This window comes from Streptomyces racemochromogenes, from assembly GCF_039535215.1.
In the GTDB taxonomy this organism is placed as follows: domain Bacteria; phylum Actinomycetota; class Actinomycetes; order Streptomycetales; family Streptomycetaceae; genus Streptomyces; species Streptomyces racemochromogenes.
Window position 1 is genome coordinate 2,885,799 of sequence record NZ_BAAAWT010000001.1, and the last position, 24,962, is coordinate 2,910,760.

Annotated in this window: 23 protein-coding genes; 9 read left to right on the forward strand and 14 right to left on the reverse strand. The window is 72.0% G+C overall.

Annotated features, from left to right (window positions below):
• Positions 1–24: 24 nt before the first annotated feature.
• The 6 genes from nuoF to ABD973_RS13195 are packed head-to-tail and all read right to left on the reverse strand — an operon-like array spanning position 25 to position 5,111.
• Positions 25–1,404: an NADH-quinone oxidoreductase subunit NuoF gene (gene nuoF, locus ABD973_RS13170; protein WP_125822081.1), complete on the reverse strand. Its 1,380-nt coding sequence runs from the start codon at positions 1,402–1,404 to the stop codon at positions 25–27.
• Positions 1,401–2,141 carry an NADH-quinone oxidoreductase subunit NuoE gene (gene nuoE / locus ABD973_RS13175; RefSeq protein WP_125597559.1) on the reverse strand — a complete coding sequence of 247 codons (741 nt, stop codon included), beginning with the start codon at positions 2,139–2,141 and terminating at the stop codon, positions 1,401–1,403. The genes nuoF and nuoE overlap by 4 nt, the downstream gene beginning before the upstream one ends.
• The gene (locus ABD973_RS13180) at positions 2,138–3,463 is read right to left on the reverse strand and encodes an NADH-quinone oxidoreductase subunit D (protein WP_125822079.1); all 1,326 of its coding nucleotides are present in this window, start codon (positions 3,461–3,463) and stop codon (positions 2,138–2,140) included. The genes nuoE and ABD973_RS13180 overlap by 4 nt, the downstream gene beginning before the upstream one ends.
• Positions 3,463–4,185: an NADH-quinone oxidoreductase subunit C gene (locus ABD973_RS13185; RefSeq protein ID WP_125822078.1), complete on the reverse strand. Its 723-nt coding sequence runs from the start codon at positions 4,183–4,185 to the stop codon at positions 3,463–3,465. Before ABD973_RS13185 ends, ABD973_RS13180 begins: the two co-directional genes overlap by 1 nt.
• Positions 4,182–4,736 (reverse strand): NuoB/complex I 20 kDa subunit family protein, encoded by a 555-nt coding sequence (locus tag ABD973_RS13190; protein ID WP_007265818.1) that lies wholly within the window; start codon positions 4,734–4,736, stop codon positions 4,182–4,184. Before ABD973_RS13190 ends, ABD973_RS13185 begins: the two co-directional genes overlap by 4 nt.
• Before the next feature lie 15 nt (positions 4,737–4,751).
• Entirely contained in the window at positions 4,752–5,111 is a 360-nt protein-coding gene (locus ABD973_RS13195) for an NADH-quinone oxidoreductase subunit A (protein ID WP_045946775.1), read from the reverse strand.
• 793 nt (positions 5,112–5,904) lie between these two features.
• Between ABD973_RS13195 and ABD973_RS13200 the strand changes: the two genes are divergently transcribed.
• Entirely contained in the window at positions 5,905–6,768 is an 864-nt protein-coding gene (locus tag ABD973_RS13200; protein WP_125822077.1) for a C40 family peptidase, read from the forward strand.
• Positions 6,769–6,900: 132 nt separating this feature from the next.
• Positions 6,901–7,182, forward strand: a complete 282-nt coding sequence (locus tag ABD973_RS13205; RefSeq protein WP_125822076.1) for a hypothetical protein — start codon at positions 6,901–6,903, stop codon at positions 7,180–7,182.
• A gap of 72 nt (positions 7,183–7,254) precedes the next feature.
• Here ABD973_RS13205 and ABD973_RS13210 read toward each other — a convergent pair whose 3' ends face one another.
• The 3 genes from ABD973_RS13210 to ABD973_RS13220 all read right to left on the reverse strand — a co-directional run bounded on the left by ABD973_RS13210 (position 7,255) and on the right by ABD973_RS13220 (position 10,371).
• Complete coding sequence (locus ABD973_RS13210) at positions 7,255–8,538, reverse strand: geranylgeranyl reductase family protein (protein ID WP_125597574.1); 1,284 nt, start codon at positions 8,536–8,538, stop codon at positions 7,255–7,257.
• Positions 8,539–8,754: 216 nt separating this feature from the next.
• On the reverse strand, positions 8,755–9,666 hold the full coding sequence (locus ABD973_RS13215) for a glutaminase (RefSeq protein ID WP_345504571.1): 912 nt from the start codon (positions 9,664–9,666) through the stop codon (positions 8,755–8,757).
• Between the two features lie 12 nt (positions 9,667–9,678).
• The gene (locus tag ABD973_RS13220) at positions 9,679–10,371 is read right to left on the reverse strand and encodes a demethylmenaquinone methyltransferase (RefSeq protein WP_345500152.1); all 693 of its coding nucleotides are present in this window, start codon (positions 10,369–10,371) and stop codon (positions 9,679–9,681) included.
• 263 nt (positions 10,372–10,634) lie between these two features.
• Here ABD973_RS13220 and ABD973_RS13225 point away from each other — a divergent pair, with 263 nt between their 5' ends.
• Complete coding sequence (locus ABD973_RS13225; protein ID WP_345500153.1) at positions 10,635–11,378, forward strand: DUF3152 domain-containing protein; 744 nt, start codon at positions 10,635–10,637, stop codon at positions 11,376–11,378.
• A 26-nt stretch (positions 11,379–11,404) separates the two neighbouring features.
• Here the strand turns inward: ABD973_RS13225 and ABD973_RS13230 are convergent, their stop codons facing one another.
• The 4 genes from ABD973_RS13230 to ABD973_RS13245 form a co-directional block, all read right to left on the reverse strand.
• Positions 11,405–12,049 carry an imidazolonepropionase-like domain-containing protein gene (locus ABD973_RS13230; RefSeq protein ID WP_125597584.1) on the reverse strand — a complete coding sequence of 215 codons (645 nt, stop codon included), beginning with the start codon at positions 12,047–12,049 and terminating at the stop codon, positions 11,405–11,407.
• Positions 12,050–12,055: 6 nt separating this feature from the next.
• Positions 12,056–13,255, reverse strand: a complete 1,200-nt coding sequence (mqnC, locus tag ABD973_RS13235; RefSeq protein WP_125597587.1) for a cyclic dehypoxanthinyl futalosine synthase — start codon at positions 13,253–13,255, stop codon at positions 12,056–12,058.
• Positions 13,256–13,340: 85 nt separating this feature from the next.
• Complete coding sequence (locus tag ABD973_RS13240) at positions 13,341–15,230, reverse strand: serine/threonine-protein kinase (RefSeq protein ID WP_125822074.1); 1,890 nt, start codon at positions 15,228–15,230, stop codon at positions 13,341–13,343.
• Between the two features lie 231 nt (positions 15,231–15,461).
• Positions 15,462–16,325, reverse strand: coding sequence for a menaquinone biosynthetic enzyme MqnA/MqnD family protein (locus ABD973_RS13245; RefSeq protein WP_125597593.1), 864 nt, complete (start codon positions 16,323–16,325; stop codon positions 15,462–15,464).
• Positions 16,326–16,558: 233 nt separating this feature from the next.
• Between ABD973_RS13245 and ABD973_RS13250 the strand changes: the two genes are divergently transcribed.
• Both ABD973_RS13250 and ABD973_RS13255 read left to right on the forward strand, forming a co-directional pair.
• The gene (locus ABD973_RS13250; RefSeq protein ID WP_007265804.1) at positions 16,559–16,762 is read left to right on the forward strand and encodes a cold-shock protein; all 204 of its coding nucleotides are present in this window, start codon (positions 16,559–16,561) and stop codon (positions 16,760–16,762) included.
• 217 nt (positions 16,763–16,979) lie between these two features.
• Positions 16,980–17,459, forward strand: coding sequence for a hypothetical protein (locus ABD973_RS13255; protein WP_125822073.1), 480 nt, complete (start codon positions 16,980–16,982; stop codon positions 17,457–17,459).
• A 73-nt stretch (positions 17,460–17,532) separates the two neighbouring features.
• Here ABD973_RS13255 and ABD973_RS13260 read toward each other — a convergent pair whose 3' ends face one another.
• Positions 17,533–19,254 carry a lytic transglycosylase domain-containing protein gene (locus tag ABD973_RS13260; RefSeq protein WP_241253337.1) on the reverse strand — a complete coding sequence of 574 codons (1,722 nt, stop codon included), beginning with the start codon at positions 19,252–19,254 and terminating at the stop codon, positions 17,533–17,535.
• 266 nt (positions 19,255–19,520) lie between these two features.
• On the opposite strand from ABD973_RS13260, the gene ABD973_RS13265 reads away from it, so the two are divergent.
• The 4 genes from ABD973_RS13265 (at position 19,521) to ABD973_RS13280 (ending at position 24,732) form a co-directional block, all read left to right on the forward strand.
• Positions 19,521–20,324 (forward strand): thioredoxin domain-containing protein, encoded by an 804-nt coding sequence (locus ABD973_RS13265; RefSeq protein ID WP_345500154.1) that lies wholly within the window; start codon positions 19,521–19,523, stop codon positions 20,322–20,324.
• A 202-nt stretch (positions 20,325–20,526) separates the two neighbouring features.
• On the forward strand, positions 20,527–21,210 hold the full coding sequence (locus ABD973_RS13270; protein ID WP_345500155.1) for a hypothetical protein: 684 nt from the start codon (positions 20,527–20,529) through the stop codon (positions 21,208–21,210).
• Positions 21,211–21,332: 122 nt separating this feature from the next.
• Entirely contained in the window at positions 21,333–22,115 is a 783-nt protein-coding gene (locus ABD973_RS13275; RefSeq protein WP_185899771.1) for an SDR family oxidoreductase, read from the forward strand.
• Between the two features lie 40 nt (positions 22,116–22,155).
• Complete coding sequence (locus ABD973_RS13280) at positions 22,156–24,732, forward strand: bifunctional FO biosynthesis protein CofGH (RefSeq protein ID WP_345500156.1); 2,577 nt, start codon at positions 22,156–22,158, stop codon at positions 24,730–24,732.
• The last annotated feature ends 230 nt before the right edge of the window (positions 24,733–24,962 follow it).

Below are 24,962 nucleotides of genomic sequence, written 5' to 3' on the forward strand. Positions count from 1 at the left end.
CGGGGCCGCTGCCGCGTGCCTGGGTCATCGCGCCGCCTCCGGCTGGGCGTCGGCCCAGAGCGTGGACCTTCGGGGATCGAACGGGCAGCCCTTGCCGGTGACGTGCTGCTCGTACTCCTCGCGGAAGTACTTCAGCGAGGAGAAGATCGGGCTGGCCGCGCCGTCGCCGAGCGCGCAGAACGACTTGCCGTTGATGTTGTCGGCGATGTCGTTCAGCTTGTCGAGGTCGGACATGACGCCCTTGCCGGCCTCGATGTCGCGCAGCAGCTGGACGAGCCAGTACGTGCCCTCGCGGCAGGGGGTGCACTTGCCGCAGGATTCGTGGGCGTAGAACTCGGTCCAGCGGGTGACGGCGCGGACCACGCAGGTGGTCTCGTCGAAGCACTGGAGCGCCTTGGTGCCGAGCATGGAGCCGGCGGCGCCGACGCCCTCGTAGTCGAGCGGGACGTCGAGGTGCTCGTCGGTGAACATGGGGGTGGAGGAGCCGCCGGGGGTCCAGAACTTCAGCCGGTGCCCGGGGCGCATCCCGCCGCTCATGTCGAGGAGCTGGCGCAGGGTGATGCCGAGGGGGGCCTCGTACTGGCCGGGGCCCGCGACGTGCCCGGAGAGCGAGTACAGGGTGAAGCCGGGGGACTTCTCCGTCCCCATCGCCTTGAACCAGTCCTTGCCCCTGTTCAGGATCGCGGGAACCGAGGCGATGGACTCGACGTTGTTGACGACGGTGGGGCAGGCGTAGAGCCCCTCGACGGCGGGGAAGGGGGGACGCAGCCGGGGCTGACCGCGCCGGCCTTCGAGGGAGTCGAGCAGTGCCGTCTCCTCGCCGCAGATGTACGCGCCCGCGCCCGCGTGCACCGTGATGTCGAGGTTGCGGCCGGTGCCGTCGATGTCCTTGCCGAGGTATCCGGCGGCGTAGGCCTCCCGCACGGCCTCGTGCAGGCGCCGCAGCACGGGGACCGTCTCACCGCGCAGGTAGATGAAGGCGTGCTCCGACCGGATCGCGTAACAGGCGATGATCATTCCCTCGACGAGGGAGTGCGGATTCGCGAAGAGGAGGGGGATGTCCTTGCAGGTGCCCGGCTCCGACTCGTCCGCGTTCACGACGAGGTAGTGCGGCTTTCCGTCGCCCTGCGGGATGAACTGCCACTTCATCCCGGTGGGGAAGCCCGCGCCGCCGCGTCCGCGCAGACCCGAGTCCTTGACGTACGCGATCACCTCGTCGGGGGTCATCGCGAGGGCCTTGCGCAGGCCCTCGTAGCCCTCGTGGCGCCGGTAGGTCTCCAGGGTCCAGGACTCGGGCTCGTCCCAGAAGGCCGACAGCACGGGCGAGAGCAGCTTCTCCGGGCTGCCTCCCCCAGCCTTCGGCTGGGAGGTGCCCCCCTGACTTTCCTTGGACGACACGCTCATCCCTCCCCTCCCTCGGTACGCGCCTCACCGCGCGGGTGCACGATCGGCGTGTGCGGGGTCTCACCGCGGGCGATGCGCAGGCCGATCAGGGAGGCGGGACCCGCGCCGCCGCTCGCCTGGACCGCGCCCTCGCGCTCGTCGGGGAAACCGGCCAGGATCCGGGCGGTCTCCTTGTACGTGCACAGCGGCGCACCCCGGGTCGGCTCGACCGGGCGGCCCGCGAGCAGGTCGTCGACGAGCGCCTTGGCGGACTCGGGGGTCTGGTTGTCGAAGAACTCCCAGTTGACCATCACCACGGGCGCGTAGTCGCAGGCCGCGTTGCACTCGATGTGCTCCAGCGTGACCTTGCCGTCGGCGGTGGTCTCGTTGTTGCCGACGCCCAGGTGCTGCTTGAGCTCGTCGAAGATGGCGTCGCCGCCCATCACCGCGCACAGGGTGTTGGTGCAGACGCCGACCTGGTAGTCCCCGGAGGGCTTCCTGCGGTACATCGTGTAGAAGGTGGCGACCGCGGTGACCTCGGCCGTGGTCAGCCCCAGCGTCTCGGCGCAGAAGCGGATGCCGGTACGCGAGACGTAGCCCTCCTCGGACTGCGTCAGGTGCAGCAGCGGCAGCAGCGCGGAGCGGCTGTCGGGGTAGCGGGCGATGACGTCGGCGGCGTCGGCCGCCAGCCGCTCGCGCACCTCCGCCGGGTAGTCGGGGGCCGGCAGCTGGGGCATGCCCAGTGAGATCTCCGTCATCGGTCGACGCCTCCCATCACGGGGTCGATGGAGGCGACGGCCACGATGACGTCGGCGACCTGGCCGCCCTCGCACATCGCGGCCATGGCCTGGAGGTTGGTGAAGGACGGGTCGCGGAAGTGGACCCGGTAGGGGCGGGTGCCCCCGTCGGAGACGACGTGCACGCCGAGTTCGCCCTTGGGGGACTCGACGGCCGCGTACGCCTGTCCGGCGGGGACCCGGAAGCCCTCGGTCACCAGCTTGAAGTGGTGGATGAGGGCCTCCATGGAGGTGCCCATGATGTTCTTGATGTGGTCGAGGGAGTTGCCGAGGCCGTCGGGGCCCATGGCGAGCTGCGCCGGCCAGGCGATCTTCTTGTCGGCGACCATCACCGGGCCGGGCTCCAGCCGGTCCAGGCACTGCTCGACGATCCGCAGCGACTGGCGCATCTCCTCCAGGCGGATCAGGAACCGGCCGTAGGAGTCGCAGCTCTCGGTGGTGGGGACGTCGAACTCGTAGTCCTCGTAGCCGCAGTACGGGTCGGCCTTGCGCAGGTCGTGCGGCAGGCCGGCCGAGCGGAGGATCGGGCCGGTCGCGCCGAGGGCCATGCAGCCGGTGAGGTCGAGGTAGCCGACGTCCTGCATGCGGGCCTTGAAGATGGGGTTGCCGGTGGCGAGCTTGTCGTACTCCGGCAGGTTCCTCTTCATCGTCTTGACGAACTCGCGCAGCTGGTCGACCGCGCCGGGGGGCAGGTCCTGGGCGAGGCCGCCGGGGCGGACGAAGGCGTGGTTCATGCGCAGGCCGGTGATCAGTTCGAAGACGTCGAGGATCAGCTCGCGGTCCCGGAACCCGTAGATCATGATGGTGGTCGCGCCGAGCTCCATGCCGCCGGTGGCGATGCACACCAGGTGCGAGGAGAGCCGGTTGAGCTCCATCAGCAGGACGCGGACGACGGTGGCGCGGTCCGGGACCTGGTCGGTGATGCCGAGGAGCTTCTCGACGCCGAGACAGTAGGCCGTCTCGTTGAAGAACGGCGTCAGGTAGTCCATGCGCGTCACGAAGGTGGTGCCCTGCGTCCAGTTCCGGAATTCGAGGTTCTTCTCGATGCCGGTGTGCAGGTAGCCGATGCCGCAGCGGGCCTCGGTGACCGTCTCGCCGTCGATCTCCAGGATCAGCCGGAGCACCCCGTGGGTGGAGGGGTGCTGCGGTCCCATGTTGACGACGATGCGCTCGTCGTCCGCCTTCGCCGCCGACCGGACGATCTCGTCCCAGTCGCCGCCGGTGACGGTGTAGACGGTGCCCTCGGTCGTCTCGCGGGAGGACGCGTGGTTCGATGTGGACATCAGCTGTACGACCTCCGCTGGTCGGGAGCCGGGATCTGGGCGCCCTTGTACTCGACGGGGATGCCGCCGAGCGGGTAGTCCTTGCGCTGGGGGAAGCCCTGCCAGTCGTCCGGCATCATGATCCGGGTGAGGGCCGGGTGGCCGTCGAAGACCAGGCCGAAGAAGTCGTAGGCCTCGCGCTCGTGCCAGTCGTTCGTCGGGTAGACGGTGACGAGCGAGGGCAGGTGCGGGTCGCCGTCCGGGACGGAGACCTCCAGCCGCAGGATCCGGCCGTGGGTGAGCGAGCGCAGGTGGTAGACGGCGTGCAGCTCGCGGCCCTTGTCGCCGGGGAAGTGCACCCCCGACACCCCGGTGCACAGCTCGAAGCGCAGCGCCGGGTCGTCGCGCAGGGTGGCGGCGACGCGGACGAGGTGCTCGCGGGCGATGTGGAGGGTGAGCTCCCCCCGGTCGACGACGGTCTTCTCGATGGCGTTCTGCGGGAGCAGGTCCTGCTCCTCCAGGGCGCCCTCCAGTTCGTCGACGACCTCGTCGAAGTACGAGCCGTACGGGCGGCTGGTCGCGCCGGGCAGCGCCACGGTGCGCACGAGGCCGCCGTACCCGCTGGTGTCGCCGCCGTTCCTGGTGCCGAACATGCCCTTGCGGACGCCGATCACCTCGGGTCCGGAGGCGGCCCTGGGGGCGGGGACGTTGTCGCCGTTCTCGACGGCCGGGTCGTCGCTCACCGAAGGAGCCCCTTCATCTCGATGGTGGGGAGGGCCTTGAGGGCGGCCTCCTCCGCCTCGCGCGCCGCCTCTTCCCGGTTCACGCCGAGCTTCGAGCCCTGGATCTTCTGGTGGAGCTTGAGGATCGCGTCCATCAGCATCTCGGGGCGGGGCGGGCAGCCGGGGAGGTAGATGTCCACCGGGACGATGTGGTCGACGCCCTGGACGATCGCGTAGTTGTTGAACATGCCGCCCGAGGAGGCGCACACGCCCATGGAGATGACCCACTTCGGGGCGGGCATCTGGTCGTAGACCTGGCGCAGCACCGGCGCCATCTTCTGGCTGACGCGTCCCGCCACGATCATCAGGTCGGCCTGGCGCGGGGAGCCGCGGAAGACCTCCATGCCGAAGCGGGCCAGGTCGTAGCGGCCGGCGCCGGTGGTCATCATCTCGATGGCACAGCACGCGAGGCCGAAGGTGGCCGGGAAGACGGATGACTTGCGCACCCAGCCCGCGGCCTGTTCGACGGTGGTGAGCAGAAAGCCGCTCGGCAGCTTCTCTTCCAGTCCCATGGGAAATTCAGCCCCTCAGTCCCATTCCAGGCCGCCCCGGCGCCACACGTACGCGTAGGCGACGAAGACGGTGAGCACGAAGAGCAGCATCTCGACGAGCCCGAAGATCCCCAGGGAGTCGAAGGTGACCGCCCAGGGGTAGAGGAAGACGATCTCGATGTCGAAGACGATGAAGAGCATCGCCGTCAGGTAGTACTTGATGGGGAAGCGACCGCCGCCGGCGGGCATCGGGGTGGGCTCGATGCCGCACTCGTAGGCTTCGAGCTTCGCCCGGTTGTACCGTTTTGGGCCGATCAGCGTGGCCATGACCACGGAGAAGATCGCAAACCCTGCGCCGATGGCGCCGAGCACGAGGATGGGTGCGTACGCATTCACGCTCCTCGCTCCTTCCAGTCGTCCTTGACCGTTGGACCGCTGCGCCGGCGCCGAGTGCCCCGCCCCTCGCGGGGCCGCCCCTTCGAACGGGGACCGATCGCATGTGAGGCAGTTCACAAGCCGGACTGGTGCGCATCTTATGCCTGCCGGTCTGTGATCTGCGACACGGGTAACAACACCGAGTTTGTGATCTCCACCACCTGACGAACGATCATGAAGCCCAATGAGTGGTGATCTTCGCACTCAAGGCATCCACATGATCACCAAAGGTGACATCCGGGCCCGTAGGCGCAGGTGAAAGGGGTGTCGCCCTATCAAACGATGGGCAGTGCAGGCAAATTGGCGGCTCGGCCGCCCAAGTGATAAGGGAACGCGGGTCCCTCGCCCGGGGGACTCCACGCGTACGGGAGTGGACAGGGTGGCCGGAAGTCGCCGCCGACCGGATCCGGGGAGAGATCCTGTGCATCCGTTCACGAACCGCGCGGCATGTTCACGGCCGGATCACGGACGGGCCACGACCGCCTCACGGCGGCGGGTAACTGTGACCTGCGTCACGTGCGGCGAAGGCCGCGAAAAGGGGGCTTGGCCAACTGTGCGGGTCGATGGTAGGCCGTGGATCAATTCGGACTTATTACTGAAACCCCATGATCACAGCCTTGTGAAAGCGTGTCCGTTACGTCCGTTACGGCGTCAATAAGAGGCGCGACGCGCCCGGTTCAGGGCCTCCGCGGGCAACTGTGGCGCAGACCACGTTTCTTGAAGGGAACCCGGCTCCACTGATAGCGGTTGTCCCATGTCCCACACCGCTCACATACCCAGCCACCGGAAGCCCCGCCGCAGCGCCTCGAAGCTCGCGGTCCGCGCCGGAGTTGCCGGTGGCGTCCTCAGCACCCTGGCCATGGCCGGGACCGCGAGCGCGTCCCCGTCCGAGCCCGTGGCCGAGACGACGCTCGAGATGCCGGTCCTCAACCTGGACCTCGGCACCGAGGTCTCCAACGCCGTCAACACGGCCGCAGAGAACACCCGCGTCGCCGCCGTCGAAGCCGCCGTCACCGGCGAGCTGAACGCCCTGGAGGAGAGCGCCCGCACGGGTGCCGCCGCCGAGGCGAAGCAGGCGAAGGAAGACGCCACCAAGGCCGCCGAGCTCAAGGCGAAGCAGGAGGCCGACCGCAAGGCCGAGGCCGAGCGCGCGGGCCGAAGCAGCGACCGCACCGACCTCACCAACGCCTCCGCCGCCGACAACGGCGGTTCCTCCGCCGTCACCGGCTCCGGCAGCGGCTCCACCGCCTCGAAGCCGGCCACCGGCTCGGCGGCGGCCATCATCGCCTTCGCCCGCGCCCAGATCGGCAAGCCGTACGTCCTCGGCTCCACCGGTCCCACCGCGTACGACTGCTCGGGCCTCGTCCAGGCCGCCTACCGCCAGGCGGGCATCACCCTGGACCGCGTCTCCCAGGACCAGTCCATGGCCGGCCGTTCGGTCTCGCTGAACGCCCTCCAGCCCGGTGACATCGTCTACTGGGGCGCCAAGGGCAGCGCGTACCACGTCGCCATCTACTCGGGCAACGGCAAGTTCATCGGTGCGCAGAACCCCAGCACCGGCATCGTCGAGCGCAGCCTGAGCTACGACATGCCGACCGGCGCCGTCCGCGTCCTCTGACGCACGGTCGCACGATCGCCCGCAAGGTCCGGTACTCCCCCGCTCGGGGGCGGAGTACCGGACCTTCGGCATGCTGAGAAGATGGCCGGTGTGCGTCGCCCGGCCGTTCGAGCAGACCCTGGAGGTGGTCCCGTGAGCCGACCGTCCTACGAGGACCACGGCGCCGCCGACCCCACCGCCGTCCCGGCCGCCCTCGGTCTGGGCCTCCTGTCGGTCGGCGGCTGGCTGCTGACCACCACCCGCCCGTGGCACAAACCGGGCAACCCGCTCACCCTGGGCCTCGGCTGGACCGTGTCCGGCGCGCTGCTGCTGTCCGGCCTCGTCCTGCTGGCCCGCTGCGTCCGCACCGTCCACGCGGCCCCCGGAGCGGCCGAAGGGGCCGAGGGGGCCCTGCGGGGGCCCGGGAACGACTGAGCCGCCCCCGGAGTGCCGGGAGCGGCTCACAGGCCCTCAGGACTGCGCCCAGGCCGTCGCCCAGGCCGTCGCTCAGGCCTTCGGGGCCACCTTCGAGAGGCCGTTGATGATGCGGTCCATCGCGTCGCCGCCCGTCGGGTCCGTCAGGTTCGCCAGCATCTTCAGCGTGAAGCGCATCAGCACCGGGTGCGTCAGGCCGCGCTGGGCGGCGATCTTCATGACCGCCGGGTTGCCGATCAGCTTCACGAAGGCGCGGCCCAGCGTGTAGTAGCCGCCGTAGGTCTCCTTGAGCACCTTCGGGTAGTTGTGCAGGGCCAGCTCGCGCTGCGCCGGGGTCGCGCGGGCGTGCGCCTGGACGATGACGTCCGCCGCGATCTGCCCGGACTCCATCGCGTAGGCGATGCCCTCGCCGTTGAACGGGTTGACGAGGCCGCCCGCGTCACCGACCAGCAGCAGGCCCTTGGTGTAGTGCGGCTGCCGGTTGAAGGCCATCGGCAGCGCCGCGCCGCGGATCGGCTGCGTCATGTTCTCCGGGGTGTAGCCCCAGTCCTCCGGCATGGACGCGCACCAGGCCTTCAGCACCTCGCGCCAGTCCAGCTCCTTGAAGGCGGAGGAGGAGTTGAGGATGCCGAGGCCGACGTTGGAGGTGCCGTCGCCCATGCCGAAGATCCAGCCGTAGCCGGGCAGCAGCCGGTCCTGCGGACCGCGCCGGTCCCACAGCTCCAGCCAGGACTCCAGGTAGTCGTCGTCGTGCCGGGGGGAGGTGAAGTAGGTGCGGACGGCCACGCCCATCGGACGGTCCTCGCGCCGGTGCAGGCCCATCGCGAGGGACAGCCGGGAGGAGTTGCCGTCGGCGGCGACCACGAGCGGGGCGTGGAAGGTCACCGGGGTCTTGTCCTCGCCGAGCTTGGCCTGCACGCCGGTGATGTGCCCGGTGCGGGGGTCGCGCACGGGCTCGCCGACGTTGCAGCGCTCGTACAGGCGGGCGCCGGCCTTCTGCGCCTGGCGGGCCAGCGTCTCGTCGAAATCGTCGCGCTTGCGGACGAGTCCGTAGTCCGGGTAGGAGGCGAGTTCCGGCCAGTCCAGCTGGAGGCGCTGTCCGCCGCCGATGATGCGCAGGCCCTTGTTGCGGAGCCAGCCGGCCTCTTCGGAGACGTCGATGCCCATCGCGACCAGCTGCTTGGTGGCACGCGGGGTCAGACCGTCGCCGCAGACCTTCTCGCGCGGGAACGCCGTCTTCTCCAGGAGCAGGACGTCGAGTCCCGCCTTGGCGAGGTAGTAGGCGGTCGTGGAACCGGCGGGCCCGGCCCCGACGACGATCACGTCCGCGGAGTGTTCGGTGAGGGGCTCGGTCACTGCGGGGTCTCCTGAAGGCTCGGGGGAAAGTGCCCAGCGGCACAGGACATGAGGCAGTCTATGCAGCCGGGGCGCTCCCGCTGGGGCGCGGGGGGAAGGCCGGGGCCGCGTGCGCCGCTGCGCGGGGCGAGGTCCCCTACCGGCCCTTCAACCGTTCTCGCCTCAAGCGCCGGCGGGGCTGGAAGGGCCGGCCTTCACCGAACCGGCTCCGGCGCGTCAGAAGATGCTCAGGCCCGTCAGGGTCGTGAAGCGGTCCAGGGCCGCGACGCCCGCGACCGAGTTGCCCCGGGCGTCCAGGCCCGGGCTCCAGACCGCGAGGGTGCAGCGGCCCGGGACGACCGCGATGATGCCGCCGCCCACGCCGCTCTTGCCCGGCAGGCCCACCCGGTACGCGAACTCCCCCGCCGCGTCGTACGTCCCGCACGTCAGCATCACCGCGTTGACCTGCTTCGCCTCGCTGCGCGTCAACAGCCGCGAGCCGTCCGCGCGCAGGCCGTGCCGGGCCAGGAAGCGGCCGGCCAGGGCGAGGTCGGCGCAGCTCATCTCGATCGAGCACTGCCAGAAGTAGTGCTCCAGCAGCGCCGGCACCGGGTTGTCGATGTTGCCGTACGAGGCCATGAAGTGGGCCACCGCCGCGTTGCGGTCGCCGTGTTCCTGTTCGGAGGCGGCGACGTCCGGGTCGAAGCCGAGGTCCGGGTTGCCGCTCTCCTGGCGGAGGAAGTCCAGGAGTTCGCTGCTCGCGTCGCCCGTAAGAGTCTGGAGCCGGTCGGTGACGACGAGCGCGCCCGCGTTGATGAAAGGATTCCGCGGGATGCCGTTCTCGTACTCCAGCTGCACCAGGGAGTTGAACGGGTTGCCCGAGGGCTCCCGGCCCACCCGCTCCCACAGGCTGTCGCCGCCCTCCGCGAGGGCCAGCGCCAGGGCGAAGACCTTCGTGACGGACTGGGCGGAGAAGGGGACGCGCCAGTCGCCGACCCCGAAGACGTTGCCGTCGAGGTCGGCGACCGCCATGCCGAACCGCCGCGGATCGACCTTCGCCAGCGCCGGGATGTACTCGGCGGGCGTGCCGCTGCCCACCAGCGGGGAGACGTCGGCCGCGATCCGTTCCAGCAGTTCCTGGTAGTCCATGGACATGCAGGGTTACGCCTTGACCCCGCGGTGCAGCGCCACGATGCCGCCGCTCAGGTTCCGCCAGGCCACCTTCGACCAGCCGGCCTTCTGCAGCAGGGCCGCCAGCGCCGGCTGGTCGGGCCACTCGCGGATGGACTCGGCCAGGTAGACGTACGCGTCCGGGTTGGAGGACACCGCACGCGCCACCGGCGGCAGGGCGCGCATCAGGTACTCGGTGTAGACCGTCCGGAAGGGCGCCCAGGTGGGCTGCGAGAACTCGCTGATCACGACCTGGCCGCCGGGCTTGGTCACCCGGTACATCTCGCGCAGCGCCCCGTCGGTGTCCTGCACGTTGCGCAGCCCGAAGGAGATCGTCACGGTGTCGAACGTGTCGTCCTTGAAGGGGAGCCTCGTCGCGTCGCCCGCCGTCAGCGGCAGCCAGGCGTGGCGCTTCTTGCCCTCGCGGAGCATGCCCAGGGAAAAGTCGCAGGGGACGACGTAGGCGCCGGTCGCCGCGTACGGGAGGGACGAGGTGGCGGTGCCGGCGGCCAGGTCGAGCACCTTGTGCCCCGGGCGGGCGGCGACCGCCCTGGCGGCCTCCTTGCGCCACAGGCGTGCCTGGCCGAGGGACAGGACGTCGTTGGTGAGGTCGTAGTTCGCGGCCACCCCGTCGAACATGGAGGCGACTTCGTGCGGCTGCTTGTCCAGGGAAGCCCTTGTCACTGGCGTTGGCCCCTCGGTGCTCGGTGTTTCTGCGGCGGACAGGTCGTACCCCGTCATCCTCTCAGGCCGCCGCCGCGTCGGCCGCCCCGGCCCGGCCCGCCCCGGCCCCGCGGAAAATCCGGCAGATCAGGACCGGAAACGGGCAGACTGGGCGGGCAATCAGAACAAAATGGGGGGCACCAGTGGGGACACGCCGATCAGGCACGGCACGACGGGCCGAACGGCGCAGGCGACTGCGCCGCACGGTCCTCGGCTCGACGGCGTTGGCCGCACTCTCCGTCACCGCCTACTGGCTCGGACTGGAAGAGGGCGCCGCGACCGCCGGCCGCGGCGGCCCGTCACCGGCGGCCGAGCGCGCGGCGGCCCCGGCCGAGCACGCGGCCCCGCCGCCGCCCGGCCCGGCCGCGAGCCCGAGCCCGAGCCCGAGCCTGAGTACGAGCCCGAGCGCGGCCCCGGGGCAGTTCACCGCCTCCTCCACCCCCGGCCGGTCCCAGGGCGAGGGGCGTCAGCGGCGCTGGCGGGTGGAGACGGAGAACGGCAGCGGCGTCGACCCGGACTCCGCCGCCCGGGACATCGAGGCGATACTCGGGGACCGCCGCGGGTGGATACGCGACCCCTCGTACGGCTTCCGGCGGGCCGGCCGCGGCGAACCGGTGGACTTCACCGTCAAGATCGCCACGCCCGCCACCACCGACCGGCTGTGCGACGTGGTGACCCCCGAGCTGATCGGGGAGACCAACTGCCAGGCCCACCACACCATCGTGGTGAACCTCAAGCGCTGGCAGGAGGGTTCGCCGAAGTTCCGGGGCTCGCCCGCCGAGTACCGGGCGCTGATCATCAACCACGAGGTGGGCCACGAGCTGGGCCGCGGCCACGAGACCTGCCCGCGTCCGGGCGCCCCCGCCCCGGCGATGATGCAGCAGATCAAGGGGCTCCAGGGCTGCACGTCCAACGCCTGGCCGCACACCGCCGGGGGGACCTACCTGTCGGGCCCGCCGGTGCCGTAGCCCGGGCCCGCCGGCGCCGTAGGGGCTCAGCGCCGCCGGTGCAGCAGCCGCCCCGCGATGACCGTGGCCACGCAGGTCGTCGCGCCGCGCTCCAGCAGCTCGGCCTCGTCCGCCACCGCGAAGACCGCGAACCGGGCCGCCGCCCCCGCCTCCAGCACCCCGTGGAAGGCCTGCCCGGCCGAGTCCCGGCCGGTGAGCGGGTCCAGGGCGGGCACCCCCTCGTAGGGGGCGGGCGGCACCACGGCCAGGCCCGAGCGGGTCACCGCCGTGCGGACGGAGGCGGTCGTGAAGCGGCCGGCGACCGCCACCACCCCGCGCGCCAGCAGCTTCTGCGTGCCCCGCCGGGCGCTGTTGCCCCAGCGCGACTCGGTCATCTTCAGCGCGTCCAGCGCCTCGGCCCCGGTGATCGGGGCGGCACCGAGTTCGGTGACCTCGTACGGGTCGTCCGGGTAGTAGGTGCGCTCCAGCAGCTCGTCCGCCCCGCGCGCGAGCAGCCCCGGCGTGAGCAGCCCGGGCCAGCGGCGCACCCGGGCGTGCGGCGCGGCCGCGGCGAGCTCCTCGTACGGGCCCGTGCGCACGATCCGGTCGCCCTCGACCAGGACCGCGCCGCCCTCCAGCGGTGCGGCCCCCGGTCCGGTGACGAGGAGGTCGGCGGTGTGCAGCGTCAGCATCGGGCGTCAGTTCGTGGAGATGAGCTTCAGCTCGGGGTGCGCGGTGCCCCCCTCGATGGCGGTCGAGGAGATGTGCGAGACCACGCGGTCGTCGACGGGGTCGTTCGCCGGGTCCTCGTGCACCACGAGGTGCTCGTACGTGGTCGCGCGCTGCGCGGGGACGCGGCCGGCCTTGCGGATCAGGTCGATGATCTCCTGGCGGTTCGAGCGGTGCCTGGCACCGGCCGAGGAGACCACGTTCTCCTCCAGCATGATCGAACCGAGGTCGTCGGCGCCGTAGTGCAGGGCGAGCTGGCCCGCCTCCTTGCCGACGGTGAGCCAGGAGCCCTGGATGTGGGCGATGTTGTCGAGGAAGAGCCGCGCGATGGCGATCATCCGCAGGTACTCGAAGACGGTCGCCTGGGTGCGGCCCTTGAGGTGGTTGTTCTCGGGCTGGTACGTGTACGGGATGAACGCGCGGAAGCCGCCGGTGCGGTCCTGCGTGTCCCGGATCATCGCGATGTGCTCGATGCGCTCGGCGTTGGTCTCGCCGGTGCCCATCAGCATGGTGGAGGTCGACTCCACGCCCAGCCGGTGGGCGATCTCCATGATCTCCAGCCAGCGCTCGCCGGACTCCTTCAGCGGGGCGATGGCCTTGCGCGGGCGCTCCGGGAGCAGTTCGGCGCCGGCACCGGCGAAGGAGTCGAGGCCGGCGGCGTGGATCCGCTTGATGGCCTCCTCGGCGGAGACGCCGGAGATGCGGGCCATGTGCTCGACCTCGGACGCGCCGAGGGAGTGGATGACCAGCTGCGGGAAGTCCTTCTTGATCGCCGAGAAGTGGTGCTCGTAGTACTCGACGCCGTAGTCCGGGTGGTGGCCGCCCTGGAACATGATCTGGGTGCCGCCCAGCTCGACGGTCTCCGCGCAGCGGCGCAGGATGTCGTCGAGGTCGCGCGACCAGCCCTTCTTGGTGTCCTTGGGGGCCGCGTAGAAGGCGCAGAACTTGCACGCCGTGACGCACACGTTGGTGTAGTTGATGTTGCGCTCGATGATGTACGTCGCGATGTGCTCCGTACCGGCGTAGCGGCGTCGGCGCACGGCGTCGGCGGCCTGGCCGAGCGCGTGCAGCGGGGCGTGCCGGTAGAGGTCGAGGGCCTCTTCCTTGGTGATCCGGCCCCCTGCGGCGGCGCGGTCGAGAACGGACTGGAGTGCGGCCGGGTCGGTCACCGGGGGATCACCTTTCGGCGGTGTGTCAAGGGTCCGGACCGATCCAGCCTACGCCAGGGCCCGCGCGCCGTTTCCAGGGCGGGGGTCACGGGCTGCGCGTGAGGTCTCCTTCGGGGTTCCCGGCGGCCCTGTCGCCCGACTTGTAGTGCAGCGAACCGCCGGTGTTGAGGGTGAAGCGCTCGTTGGCGGAGCCGCCGGCGCAGATGCCGGGGTGCGGGTTGGGGCCGCCCGCCGTGTCCAGGACCAGGGAGCGGTCGGTGGCGGAGGCGAGCTTCCAGTCGCCGCTGCAGTCGGTGCCGAACACCGGCAGGACCGACTTGTCCCGGCCCACGACCTCGCCGATCCGGCCCGCCCTGATGGTGATCTCGAACTCGGTGGTCGCGCCGAGGTTGGTGGTGACGGTGCCCTTCCAGGTGCCGACGAGCTCCTTGGGGACGTCCTCGCGGGTGCCCCGGGGCGGGGCCTCGGACGACCCGGACGAGGACGGGGACGGCGCGCCCGAGGCCGGTGCGGAGCCGGCCGGGGCCGGGGTGACCTGCTGGTCGTGGCTGCCCGAGGCGGAGTCCCGGGCCTTGCCCTGGCCCGGCAGCAGGTCCAGGGCGTACAGCCCGCCGGACGTCAGCGCCAGCACGGCGGCGGCGGCGCCGAGCACCAGGGTGCAGCTGAAGCGGCGCCCGGCCGCGGTGACGGTGACCCCGCGCCCGCCGTCGGACCCGGCGCGCGGCTGCGGCACCCCGCCGCCGGCCTGGCCGGCCGTCTCGGTGGGGGCGCCGTACACCCCGCCGGAGTTGCCGTACGGGCCCGCCGTCGCGGGGTGGGCGGCGCCGGGCCGTGCGGCGGAGCCGTACGAGGGGTCGGGCGTCCCGAAGCCGACCCTGGCCGGCCCCCCGAAGGAGCCCTCCGTGAACGGCACCGGCCCGGACCCGGACGCCGGCCCGGAACCGGAGGCGTGGCCGGACCAGGCACCGGCGGCCGGCCCGGAACCCGAGGAGTGGCCGGACCAGGCACCGGCGGCGGAGCCGGCCGCCGCGGCCGGTCCGGCGGCGTGGCCCCCGGCCGTTCCCGGCCCGGAACCGGCCTCGGAGGAATCGGCGTCCAGGTCCAGCAGCGCCACCGCCGCGCGGCTCGCCTCCTCGACCAGCGGGGCCGGGAGCCAGCCCGGGGCACCCAGGGCGCCGCCCAGGGCCGCCGCGAGGACCTCCGGCGCCGGGCGGTCGGCGGCGGACTTGGCCAGGCAGGCGCCGACCAGCTCGCGCAGCTCGCCGGCGGGGATGCCGTCGAGCTCCGGCGGCTCGTGGACCACCTTGTAGAGCAGGGTCGCGGAGTTGTCCCCGCTGAAGGGCGGCCGGCCGGTCGCCGCGAAGGCCATGACCGCGCCCAGGGAGAACACGTCCGAGGCGCCCGTGACGCCCTTGCCGAGGATCTGCTCCGGGGACATGTAGCCGGGCGAGCCGATGGAGACGCCGGTGGAGGTCAGCGAGGCGGTGCCGTCCGTGGCCCGGGCGATCCCGAAGTCGATCAGCCGCGGCCCGTCCAGGGTGAGCATCACGTTGGACGGCTTCACGTCCCGGTGTACGAGGCCCAGCCCGTGCACCGCCACCAGCGCGCGGGCCAGCCCCGCGCCGACCGCCCGTGCCGAGGCCTCGGGCAGCGGCCCGTGCCCGGCCACCGCCCGGTCCAGGGAAGGGCCCGCCACGTACCCGGTCGCCACCCACGGCACGGGCGCGTCCGGGTCGGCGTCCAGCACGGGCGCGGTCCACTCGCCGCCGACCCGCCGGGCGGCCTCCACCTCACGCCGGAAGCGGGCGCGGAACTCCGCGTCGGAGGCGAAGTGCGGGTGCACGATCTTGACGGCGACGGTCCGGCCGCCGGCGCTGCGCCCCAGATAGACCCGTCCCATGCCGCCCGCGCCCAGCCGGCCGAGCAGCCGGTAGGCGCCGACGGCGCGAGGCTCGCCGGCTTCGAGCGGCTGCATCGCGTCCCCCGTCCCCCGAGATCCCTGTTCACGTGCGTGCGAACAGACAGCACCTTAGGGGGTGACGGGGGCGCGCTCCCGTCGAATAGCTTCCGCTTCCCCCGCTCCCCTTCGCATTCACCTTCGGGTGACATGAATACGAAAGGGGAACGAATTCCCGGCAAACGGAACATTCCCGGGAGCGGCCGGCCGTGAAGGCGGAGAAGCGGAAGACCGGCGGGGATATCGCGATCAACGGTCCGGCGCGGCGGCCTTCAGCAGCTCGACGGTGACGTCGGCGTCATAGCCGGTGTCCGCTCCGGTCCTGCGTGCGAATTCGCGTACGCCCGCCAGTTGGTCGGGGCCGAAGCGGAAGTCGAGCGTGGTGAAGTAGCGCTGGAGCAGCTCGGCGTCGAAGGCCTCCCAGCGGGCGGCCTGCTCGGCGACCTTGACGACCTCCTCCAGGGAGACGTCCCGGGAGGCGAGGAAGGCCTCGTGGACCTCCCGCACGAGCACGGGTTCGCGCTCCAGGTACTCCTTGCGGGCGGCCCAGACGGCGAAGACGAACGGCAGCCCCGTCCACTCCTTCCACATCAGGCCGAGGTCGTGCACGGTCAGCCCGAGCCGGGGCGCGTCGTGCAGCGAGGCGCGCAGCGCGGCGTCGCCGATCAGCACCGCCGCGTCGGCCTCCTGCATCATCAGCCCCAGGTCAGGGGGGCAGGTGTAGTAGTCGGGGCGGACTCCGTACTGCTCGGCGAGCAGCAGCTGGGCGAGGCGTACGGAGGTGCGGGAGGTCGAGCCGAGGGCGACGCGGGCGCCGTCCAGCTGCTCCAGCGGGACCTGCGAGACGATCACGCAGGACATCACCGGGCCGTCGCAGCCGACCGCCAGGTCGGGGAAGGCGACGAGCTCGTCGGCGTTGCGGAGGAACTCCACGAGGGTGACGGGAGCGATGTCGAGGTCGCCCTCGACGAGCCGCTCGCTCAGCTTCTCGGGGGTGTCCTTGGTCAGCTCCAGGTCCAGCAGCGTGCCGGTTCGGGCCAGCCCCCAGTACAGGGGCAGGCAGTTCAGGAACTGGATGTGGCCGACGCGGGGCCGGCTGCGATAGACGTCCACATCGCGAGACTAGCCGCGGTTCTCCGTCAGCGATCGAGCGGGTCTCAAACGTCCGGGTGACGTGATCTTTCCCTCTGGTCTCGGCCCGAGGGTGCGTGCTAGGCTCGACGCAAGTTGCAGTTTGGTTTCCCTTGCAGTACGAGGCCTGCGGTTGTAACCCGCAGGCTTTTGTAGTTTTCAGACTTCTTAGCAGGTTCTGGAGCAGGGCGACCCTTTGGCCCATAGGAGGGCTCATGGCTACCGGAACCGTGAAGTGGTTCAACGCTGAAAAGGGCTTCGGCTTCATCGCCCAGGACGGCGGCGGCCCGGATGTCTTCGTCCACTACTCCGCGATCAACGCCTCTGGCTTCCGCTCCCTCGAGGAGAACCAGCAGGTCAACTTCGACGTCACGCAGGGCCCGAAGGGTCCGCAGGCGGAGAACGTCACCCCGGCCTAGTCGCCAGGCCGACCGGATCGCGGTCGGATTTGCAGTACCCAAGGAGCCCTGTCTCCTCCGTGCGAGCGGAGGCGGCGGGGCTCCTGCCTTTTCCCGCCGTTCGGGGCCCGTCGATGGTCCCCCTGAGTGACCGTTTGTCACTTTGTGTGTACGGCTCGTGCGCCCCGGGGATGGTCGGTCCTGGTACGAGGCCGTCACGGGAAAGGACGCACAGCACATGAGGAAGCTCGCTTGGGCCACACGGGGCGTTTCCGCCGCTACGGGAGCGCTGCTCCTCGGAGCCCTGATGGTGCCGTCCGCGGCCGCCAGCAGCGGTCCGACGCCGGAGCCGGACCACGGGAAGAAGAAGTGCGGGCCGGTGGCGCGCCACGTCGCCTCCGCGGCTCCCGACTTCGGCAGCCTCAGGGGCACGGTCTTCCGCCTGACGACCGACCGGGACGGGCACGCCTTCCTCAACGACAGCCGGAACCAGGGCGTGTGGATCGACCTCAAGGTCGTCCCGAACACGCCGAAGTGCGTGGTGGACGTCGCGGCCTCCGTCGAGGAGTCCTTCGGCACCCTCACCCTCACCCTGCTCAGCAAGAGCGGGGTGATCTACGAGGCCCGCTGCACCACCAGCGCGACCGCCTACAGCCCGACCAACCTGCCGGGTGCCTGCGGCACGGGCTTCCAGGCGCTCCAGGCCACCCCGGTCTGACGCCCCCGGACGACGCGACGCGGCCGGTCCCCCAGGGGCGACCGGCCGCGTCGCATCGTGCGCGGAGCCCTCGTCAGGCCTTCGGGGCGGCGGGGGCGGTGATCTCGATGGTGACGATCAGCTCGGCCTTGTCCGCCGTGAGCAGCCGCAGGTGGTACGTGCCCGCGGGGACGTCCGCGGTGAGCAGCGCGGGCAGGGCCGCCTTGCCGTCGGCGCCGGTCTTGAGCGCCTTCGTGAACAGCTTCTCCTCGGCGGTGGCGCCCTGGAACCAGGGGCCCTTGGCGGTCTTGGCGTCCACCGGGGTCCAGGCCCCGCCTGCGGCCTTCTCGACGAGCGCGGCGGTGAGCTCCGCGCCCTGCACCGGCTTGTCGCCGCGGGCGACCAGGTACTGCAGGCCCGTGACCGGGGTGCCCGCGGCGACCTGGACGGTCTTGGTGCCGGTGAGCACGACGGGCTGCTCGGCCGGCTTCTCGGTGGTCCTGCCGTCCACGGCCACGGTGAAGTGGTTCTTGGCGTCGTAGGCGGTGGCCCGCAGGGTGAAGGTGCCCGCCTTCGGGCCGGCCTTCAGCCGCGGGGTGGTGGCGATGCCCTGGGCGTCGGTGCGGACGACCACGCTCGGCTCGCTGCCGAAGACGAAGCCGGTGCCGCCGGTGGTGTCCTGCTCGACGGCGACGACGACGGCCTGGTTGACGGCCGGCTTGCCGTCGCCGAGGACCGCCTTGAAGCGGGCGCCCTCCGCGAAGAGGCTGCCGGCCTCGGCCTCCAGCTTCGCGTCGCCGACCCGCTCCAGCTTGGCCAGGGTCGCGGGCGCCGGGGTCGGCTTGGAGGGCTCGGGGGTCGGCTTCGACGGCTCCGGGGTGGGCTTCGGGTTCGGGGTCTGGTTGCCCGGGTTGGAGGGGTTCGTCGGGTTGGTCGGGTTGTTGGGGGTGTTCGGCCGGGTGGCCGGCGGCTGCGGGGTGGGGACGCGCGGGGTGGGGATGGTCGGCGTGGGCGGCGTCGGGTAGTTGCCGACGGGCGGGTTCGGGATCCCGGCCGTGCCGTCCTGCTGGTACTGGCGCATGTAGCCGAGCACGGAGTTCACGTACTCGCGCGACTGGTTGTAGCCGAGGATCGCCTTGTCGAGGTCGGCCGGGAGCGAGAGGTCCTTGCCGCCGGAGCAGAGGTAGAGGCCCGCGCCGAGCGCCGCGTCGTAGATGTTGTTCGCGTCGCGCTTGCCGTCGCCGTTGCCGTCGGCCTTCCAGGTGGCCCAGGTGGAGGGGATGAACTGGAGCGGGCCGAAGGCGCGGTCGTACTCGGTGTCGCCGTCGAACTCGCCCTTGTCGGTGTCCAGGATCTTCGCGTAGCCGTTGCCGTCCAGGCGCGGGCCGCGGATCGGCTTCTCCGTGGTGCCGTCGGTCTTGAGCCCGTAGCCGGAGGCGTGCACGGACTCGACGCGGCCTATCGCCGCGACCAGCGTCCAGGGCAGCTTGCACTTGGGGAGGGCGGCGGCCACGGCCACCTCGGAGCGCTTGTAGGCGTCGAGGGCGGTCGCGGGGATGGCGGAGGCGCCTTCGGCCGGGTTGCCCCCCGTGCCGGCGGCGGGCGGGACGACCGGGTCGGCGAGCTGGCCGGGCAGGTCTAGGCGGGCGTCGCCGCGGTCGGTGGCCTGCGGGCTGTCGGGCGTGGGCTCGGCTTCTCCGGCACCGGCGACCGGGGTGTTGGTCACGACGGCGGCCGTCGTCAGGCTGGCGGCGAGCGCGGCCGTGCACAGTACCTTGCGCGAGGTGTTGACTACGTGGCGGTGAAGCGGCTTCACGGTGCGGCGATCCCCCCAAGGCGGCCGTCAAAGGCGTGCGGCCGGTCGGGCCGCGATTGTTCTGTCTATCAGGTATTCCGACACGACTCACCCCCGCCCCCGCAGATGTGACGCACCATTCGTCTCGGCTTCACCGGACTGTGGCCCAGGACGTCCAGCCCGGCTCCGGCGGCCCTCCGGCCCGGCCCCGGCGGGCCTTCCGGCCCTGTCCGGAACATCCCAAAGACCCGTACTGGCGGCGCTTGTTGGTCTTTACGCTGATTCTCATGACGAGCAGCAGCGGGAAGGACCACCGCCGCGAGGTCCGGGAGCGGCTCCGGGCGGAGCGGGAGGCCGGGGCGCGGCGGACGCGGCTGCGCGGACGGCTGCTCGTCGGCGGGGCGCTGGCGGCCGTGCTGGCGGCCGCGGTCGGGGTGGGGGCGTACGCGGCGGGGCGGGCGGGGCCGGGGAAGAGCGAGGCGGCGGGCAAGCCCTTCCTACGGCCGGCGCACACCACCGGCGACGACGGGGTGGTGGTCCCGTACGGCAGGGCCGACGCGAAGGACGTCGTGTCCGTGTGGCTGGATCCGCGCTGCCCCTTCTGCGCGAACGTGGAGACGGGCCTCGGCCCGGCCTTCAAGGAGCGGGCGGACGCCGGGGCCTACCGCGTGGAGTACCACTTCGCGACCTTCCTGGACGGGGGCCTGGGCGGGAAGGGCTCCAAGCGCGCGCTGAACGCGCTGGGCGCGGCGGTGAACGAGAGCCCCCAGAAGTTCGTGGACTACCTCCAGGTGCTCTACCGGAACCATCCGAGCGAGGAGACGGACGACAGGTTCGGCTCGACGGACACCCTGCTGGACCTCGCCGGGCAGGTGCCGGGGCTGCGCACGCCGGAGTTCGACCGGGCCGTCGAGGAGCTCTCGTACATGCCATGGGTCGAGAAGGTCTCGAAGGCCTTCGGCGAGAGCGGCAAGCGGGGCACCCCGTCGGTGGAGGTCAACGGCAGGGAGGTGGGGGTGCTGTCGGGCCGGGGGGAGGCGGTCTCCCCGGAGGCCTTCGGCCAACTGGTCGCGGCGAACCGCAAGTCCTGAAACGTAACAGGGGCTGTCACACGCGGCTGATACGTTTCAGGCCAGTCGAGCGCACTGGTGTTCGGCACCCCTCTCTTCCGTGGGACCTTCCGTGAGAACGCCCGGAAGCGGAAACGGAATCGGCCGGTAGCGGTACCGGAACCGGTCCGGGGGTCCCGCCGGTGCGCCGCTGCCTGCCGCCGCCGACCCCGAAGGCCCTTCCATGAGCACTCCGCCGCCGAACCCCTACTCCGGAGCCCCCGTCCCGCCGGGCCCGCACCCCGGCGCCCCGGCCGGGCAGAACCCGTACGGCCAGCCCCCGGCGGGCGCGAACCCGTACGGCCAGCAGGCGGCCGCGGGGCAGAACCCGTACGGCCGGCAGCCGGCCCCCGGCGGCTACCCCGCGCCGGGCGGCCACCCCGCGCCGGGCCACCCCGCCCCGGGCTACCCGCAGCAGCCGCAGCACCCGCAGTACGCGGCCCCGTACCCGCACCCGCACGCCCAGGCGCCGGGCTGCCGCCAGTGCGGGGCTGCGGAGACGACGAACTTCGCGGTGCGCGCGCACGTCGGCGTACTGATCCTGATGCGGTTCCACACCCTCAACGGCCCCTTCTGCCGCCAGTGCGGCCGGTCTCTGATCCGCACCATGACCACCAAGACCCTGTGCCAGGGCTGGTGGAGCCCGATCTCCCTGGTGATCTTCACGCCGTTCACCCTGCTGTGGAACCTGTTCGCGGCGATGAAGTACGCGAAGCTCCCCCACCCCACGCCCGCGCCGGGCCGGCAGCCGCTGGAGGAGGGTCCGCCGGTGCACGCACGGCCGCTCGCCTACGTGGCGATCATCCCGCTGCTCTGGGCCACCTGGGTCGCCGTGAACATCTTCCTGGACGTGAGCGGCCGCCGCTGAGCCCCGCCGCGCCCGGCCCCGGGCCCGCACCGCCCCGCACCCCTTCACACCGGCGCCCCGCACCCCTACCCTGACGGCCCGTCAGATCCTTTGATCCGAGCCGGACCGCCAGGGGGCGCGTGATGCTGCTGCGAGGGAAGACCGTCGTCGTCTCCGGTGTGGGGGCCGGGCTCGGCCACCAGGTGGCCGCCGCCGTGGTCCGCGACGGCGGCAACGCCGTCCTCGGCGCCCGCACCGAGGCCAACCTGGCCAAGTCCGCCGCCGAGATCGACCCCGACGGCACCCACACCGCCCACCTGCCCACCGACATCGGCGACGAGCGGCAGTGCGAGGCCCTCGCCGCCCTCGCCCTGGAGCGCTTCGGCCGCATCGACGCCGTCGTCCACGTCGCCGCCTGGGACTCCTACTTCGGCGGCCTGGAGGACGCCGACTTCGGGACCTGGCAGCAGATCATCGACGTCAACCTCCTCGGCAGCCTGCGCATGACCCGCGCCTGCCTGCCCGCCCTCAAGGCCGGCGGCGGCTCCGTCGTCTTCATCGGCACCCAGTCCGCCGTGGCCGCCCCCAACGAGGTCCGCCAGGCCGCCTACGCCGCCTCCAAGGGCGCCCTGACCTCCGCCATGTACTCCCTGGCCCGGGAACTCGGCCCGCACCGGATCCGCGTCAACACCGTGCTGCCCGGCTGGATGTGGGGCCCGCCCGTGCAGGCCTTCGTCACCTTCACCGCCCACACCGAGGGCGTCCCCGAGGCCGAGGTCCACCAGCGCCTCGCCGACCGGATGGCCCTGCCCGACCTCGCCACCGACGGGGACGTCGCCGACGCGGCGGTCTTCCTCGCCTCCGACCGGGCGCGGGCGATAACCGGCCAGTCCCTGCTGGTCAACGCCGGTGAGCTGATGCGATGACGCCCTCCACCGGAATCCGGACGGATCGTATGCTCGCCACATGACCACTGCGAGTGACGCCCCGACCGACAACGCGATGCGCCGTGCGCTGCGGCGAGCCCGCGACGGCGTCGCGCTCGACGCTGCCGAGGCGGCCGTCCTCCTCCAGGCCCGCGGCGCGGCCCTGGAAGACCTGACCGCCTCCGCCGCCCGGGTCCGCGACGCGGGCCTGGCGGCCGCCGGCCGGCCGGGCGTGATCACGTACTCGAAGAGCGTGTTCATCCCCCTCACCCGCCTCTGCCGCGACAAGTGCCACTACTGCACCTTCGCCACCGTCCCCGGCAAGCTGCGCCGCGCCGGCCACGGGATGTACATGTCCCCGGACGAGGTCCTCGACATCGCCCGCCGCGGCGCCGCCCTCGGCTGCAAGGAAGCCCTCATCACCCTCGGGGACAAGCCCGAGGACCGCTGGCCCGAGGCCCGCGAGTGGCTGGAGGCGCACGGCTACGACGACACCATCTCCTACGTGCGGGCCATCTCCATCCGCATCCTGGAGGAGACCGGGCTGCTGCCCCACCTCAACCCCGGCGTGATGTCCTGGTCGGACTTCCAGCGCCTCAAGCCCGTCGCCCCCTCCATGGGGATGATGCTGGAGACCACCGCCACCCGCCTGTGGTCGGAGCCCGGCGGCCCGCACCACGGCTCCCCCGACAAGGAGCCGGCCGTCCGGCTGCGCGTCCTGGAGGACGCCGGGCGCTCCTCGGTCCCCTTCACCTCCGGGCTGCTGATCGGCATCGGCGAGACGTACGAGGAGCGCGCCGAGTCGCTGTTCGCGCTGCGCCGGATCTCCCGGGCCTACCACGGCGTCCAGGAGCTGATCATCCAGAACTTCCGCGCGAAGCCGGACACGGCCATGCGCGGGATGCCGGACGCCGAGCTGGACGACCTCGTCGCCACGATCGCCGTGGCCCGCCACATCATGGGCCCCTCGGCCTGCCTCCAGGCCCCTCCCAACCTGGTCGACGGCGAGTACGCCCGCCTCATCGGCGCCGGCATCGACGACTGGGGCGGCGTCTCCCCGCTCACCCCGGACCACGTCAACCCCGAGCGGCCCTGGCCCCAGATCGACCTGCTGGCCGAGCGGTCGGCCGCCGCCGGCTTCGAGCTCCGCGAACGGCTCTGCGTGTACCCGGAGTTCGTGCAGCGGGGCGAGCCGTGGCTGGACCCCCGCCTGCTGCCCCACGTACGGGCCCTCGCCGACCCGGAGACCGGGCTCGCGAACCCGGACGCGGCCGTCGTCGGGCACCCGTGGCAGGAGCCGGACGACTCCTTCGCCTCCTACGGGCGCACCGACCTGCACACCGCGATCGACTCCGAGGGCCGCACCGGCGACCGCCGCGAGGACTTCGACGAGGTGTACGGCGACTGGGAGGCCCTGCGCGAGGCCGCGGCGCCCGGCATGGTGCCCGAACGCATCGACACCGACGTACGGGCCGCCCTCGCGCAGGCCGCCGACGACCCGGAGGGGCTCAGCGACGGGCAGGCGCTGGCCCTGCTGCACGCGGACGGCCCGGCGCTGGACGCGCTGTGCCGGATCGCGGACGACCTGCGCCGCTCGGTGGTGGGCGAGGACGTCACGTACGTCGTCACGCGGAACATCAACTTCACCAACGTCTGCTACACCGGCTGCCGCTTCTGCGCCTTCGCGCAGCGCCGCACGGACGCCGACGCCTACACCCTGTCCCTGGAGCAGGTCGCCGACCGCGCGGCCCAGGCCTGGGACGTCGGCGCCGTCGAGGTGTGCATGCAGGGCGGCATCCACCCGGACCTGCCGGGGACGGCGTACTTCGACATCGCGCGGGCCGTGAAGGCACGGGTCCCGGGCATGCACGTGCACGCCTTCTCCCCGATGGAGGTCGTCAACGGCGCCACCCGCACCGGGATGTCCGTACGGGACTGGCTGACGGCCGCCAAGGAGGCCGGGCTGGACTCGATCCCGGGCACGGCGGCGGAGATCCTGGACGACGAGGTCCGCTGGGTGCTGACCAAGGGCAAGCTGCCCACGGCCGACTGGATCGAGGTCGTCACGACGGCGCACGAGCTGGGCATCCGCTCCTCGTCCACCATGATGTACGGCCACGTGGACCAGCCCCGGCACTGGCTCGGCCACTTCCGCACCCTGTCCCGCATCCAGCAGGAGACCGGTGGCTTCACGGAGTTCGTGACGCTGCCCTTCATCCACACCAACGCCCCCGTCTACCTGGCGGGCATCGCCCGGCCGGGTCCGACGGTCCGCGACAACCGGGCGGTCACGGCGATGGCGCGGCTGCTGCTGCACCCGCACATCCCCAACATCCAGACGAGCTGGGTGAAGCTGGGCGCGGAGGGCGCGGCGGAGATGCTCCGCTCCGGGGCCAACGACCTGGGCGGCACGCTGATGGAGGAGACCATCTCCCGCATGGCGGGGTCGAGCTACGGCTCGTACAAGTCGGTCCAGGACCTGGTCGCGGTGGCGGAGGCGGCGGGCCGGCCGGCGAAGCCGCGCACGACCCTGTACGGGGAGGTCCCGCAGGAGCGCCAGGACGCGGCGCGCGCCTCGGACGGCCACCTGCCGGAGCTGCTGCCCGTCCTGGAGTGACCGCGCGGCGGGGCCCGCCGCCGCGCGGTCCCCGCCGGCCGTGGCCGGAACGGCTCGCATTCCGGCCGTTCTCCGGTCAGTTACGGGCGACCCGCCAGAGCGCTCCCGAACACGGCCGAACCCGTCCACTACAGTGCGCGTCCTGAGCCTGGGGGGACGGCATGGACACGACGACGGCGACGAACACCGGTGGCTCCGCCGGCGATGCGGGGAACTCCGCGGGGGACACG

Coding starts and splice junctions, on each gene's coding strand:
- nuoF (WP_125822081.1), bottom strand. CDS start 1,404: ATGAGCGTGTCGTCCAAGGAAAGTCAGGGGGGCACCTCCCAGCCGAAG.
- nuoE (WP_125597559.1), bottom strand. CDS start 2,141: ATGACGGAGATCTCACTGGGCATGCCCCAGCTGCCGGCCCCCGACTAC.
- ABD973_RS13180 (WP_125822079.1), bottom strand. CDS start 3,463: ATGTCCACATCGAACCACGCGTCCTCCCGCGAGACGACCGAGGGCACC.
- ABD973_RS13190 (WP_007265818.1), bottom strand. CDS start 4,736: ATGGGACTGGAAGAGAAGCTGCCGAGCGGCTTTCTGCTCACCACCGTC.
- ABD973_RS13200 (WP_125822077.1), top strand. CDS start 5,905: ATGTCCCACACCGCTCACATACCCAGCCACCGGAAGCCCCGCCGCAGC.
- ABD973_RS13215 (WP_345504571.1), bottom strand. CDS start 9,666: ATGGACTACCAGGAACTGCTGGAACGGATCGCGGCCGACGTCTCCCCG.
- ABD973_RS13230 (WP_125597584.1), bottom strand. CDS start 12,049: ATGCTGACGCTGCACACCGCCGACCTCCTCGTCACCGGACCGGGGGCC.
- ABD973_RS13240 (WP_125822074.1), bottom strand. CDS start 15,230: ATGCAGCCGCTCGAAGCCGGCGAGCCTCGCGCCGTCGGCGCCTACCGG.
- ABD973_RS13250 (WP_007265804.1), top strand. CDS start 16,559: ATGGCTACCGGAACCGTGAAGTGGTTCAACGCTGAAAAGGGCTTCGGC.
- ABD973_RS13255 (WP_125822073.1), top strand. CDS start 16,980: ATGAGGAAGCTCGCTTGGGCCACACGGGGCGTTTCCGCCGCTACGGGA.
- ABD973_RS13265 (WP_345500154.1), top strand. CDS start 19,521: ATGACGAGCAGCAGCGGGAAGGACCACCGCCGCGAGGTCCGGGAGCGG.
- ABD973_RS13270 (WP_345500155.1), top strand. CDS start 20,527: ATGAGCACTCCGCCGCCGAACCCCTACTCCGGAGCCCCCGTCCCGCCG.
- ABD973_RS13275 (WP_185899771.1), top strand. CDS start 21,333: ATGCTGCTGCGAGGGAAGACCGTCGTCGTCTCCGGTGTGGGGGCCGGG.
- ABD973_RS13280 (WP_345500156.1), top strand. CDS start 22,156: ATGACCACTGCGAGTGACGCCCCGACCGACAACGCGATGCGCCGTGCG.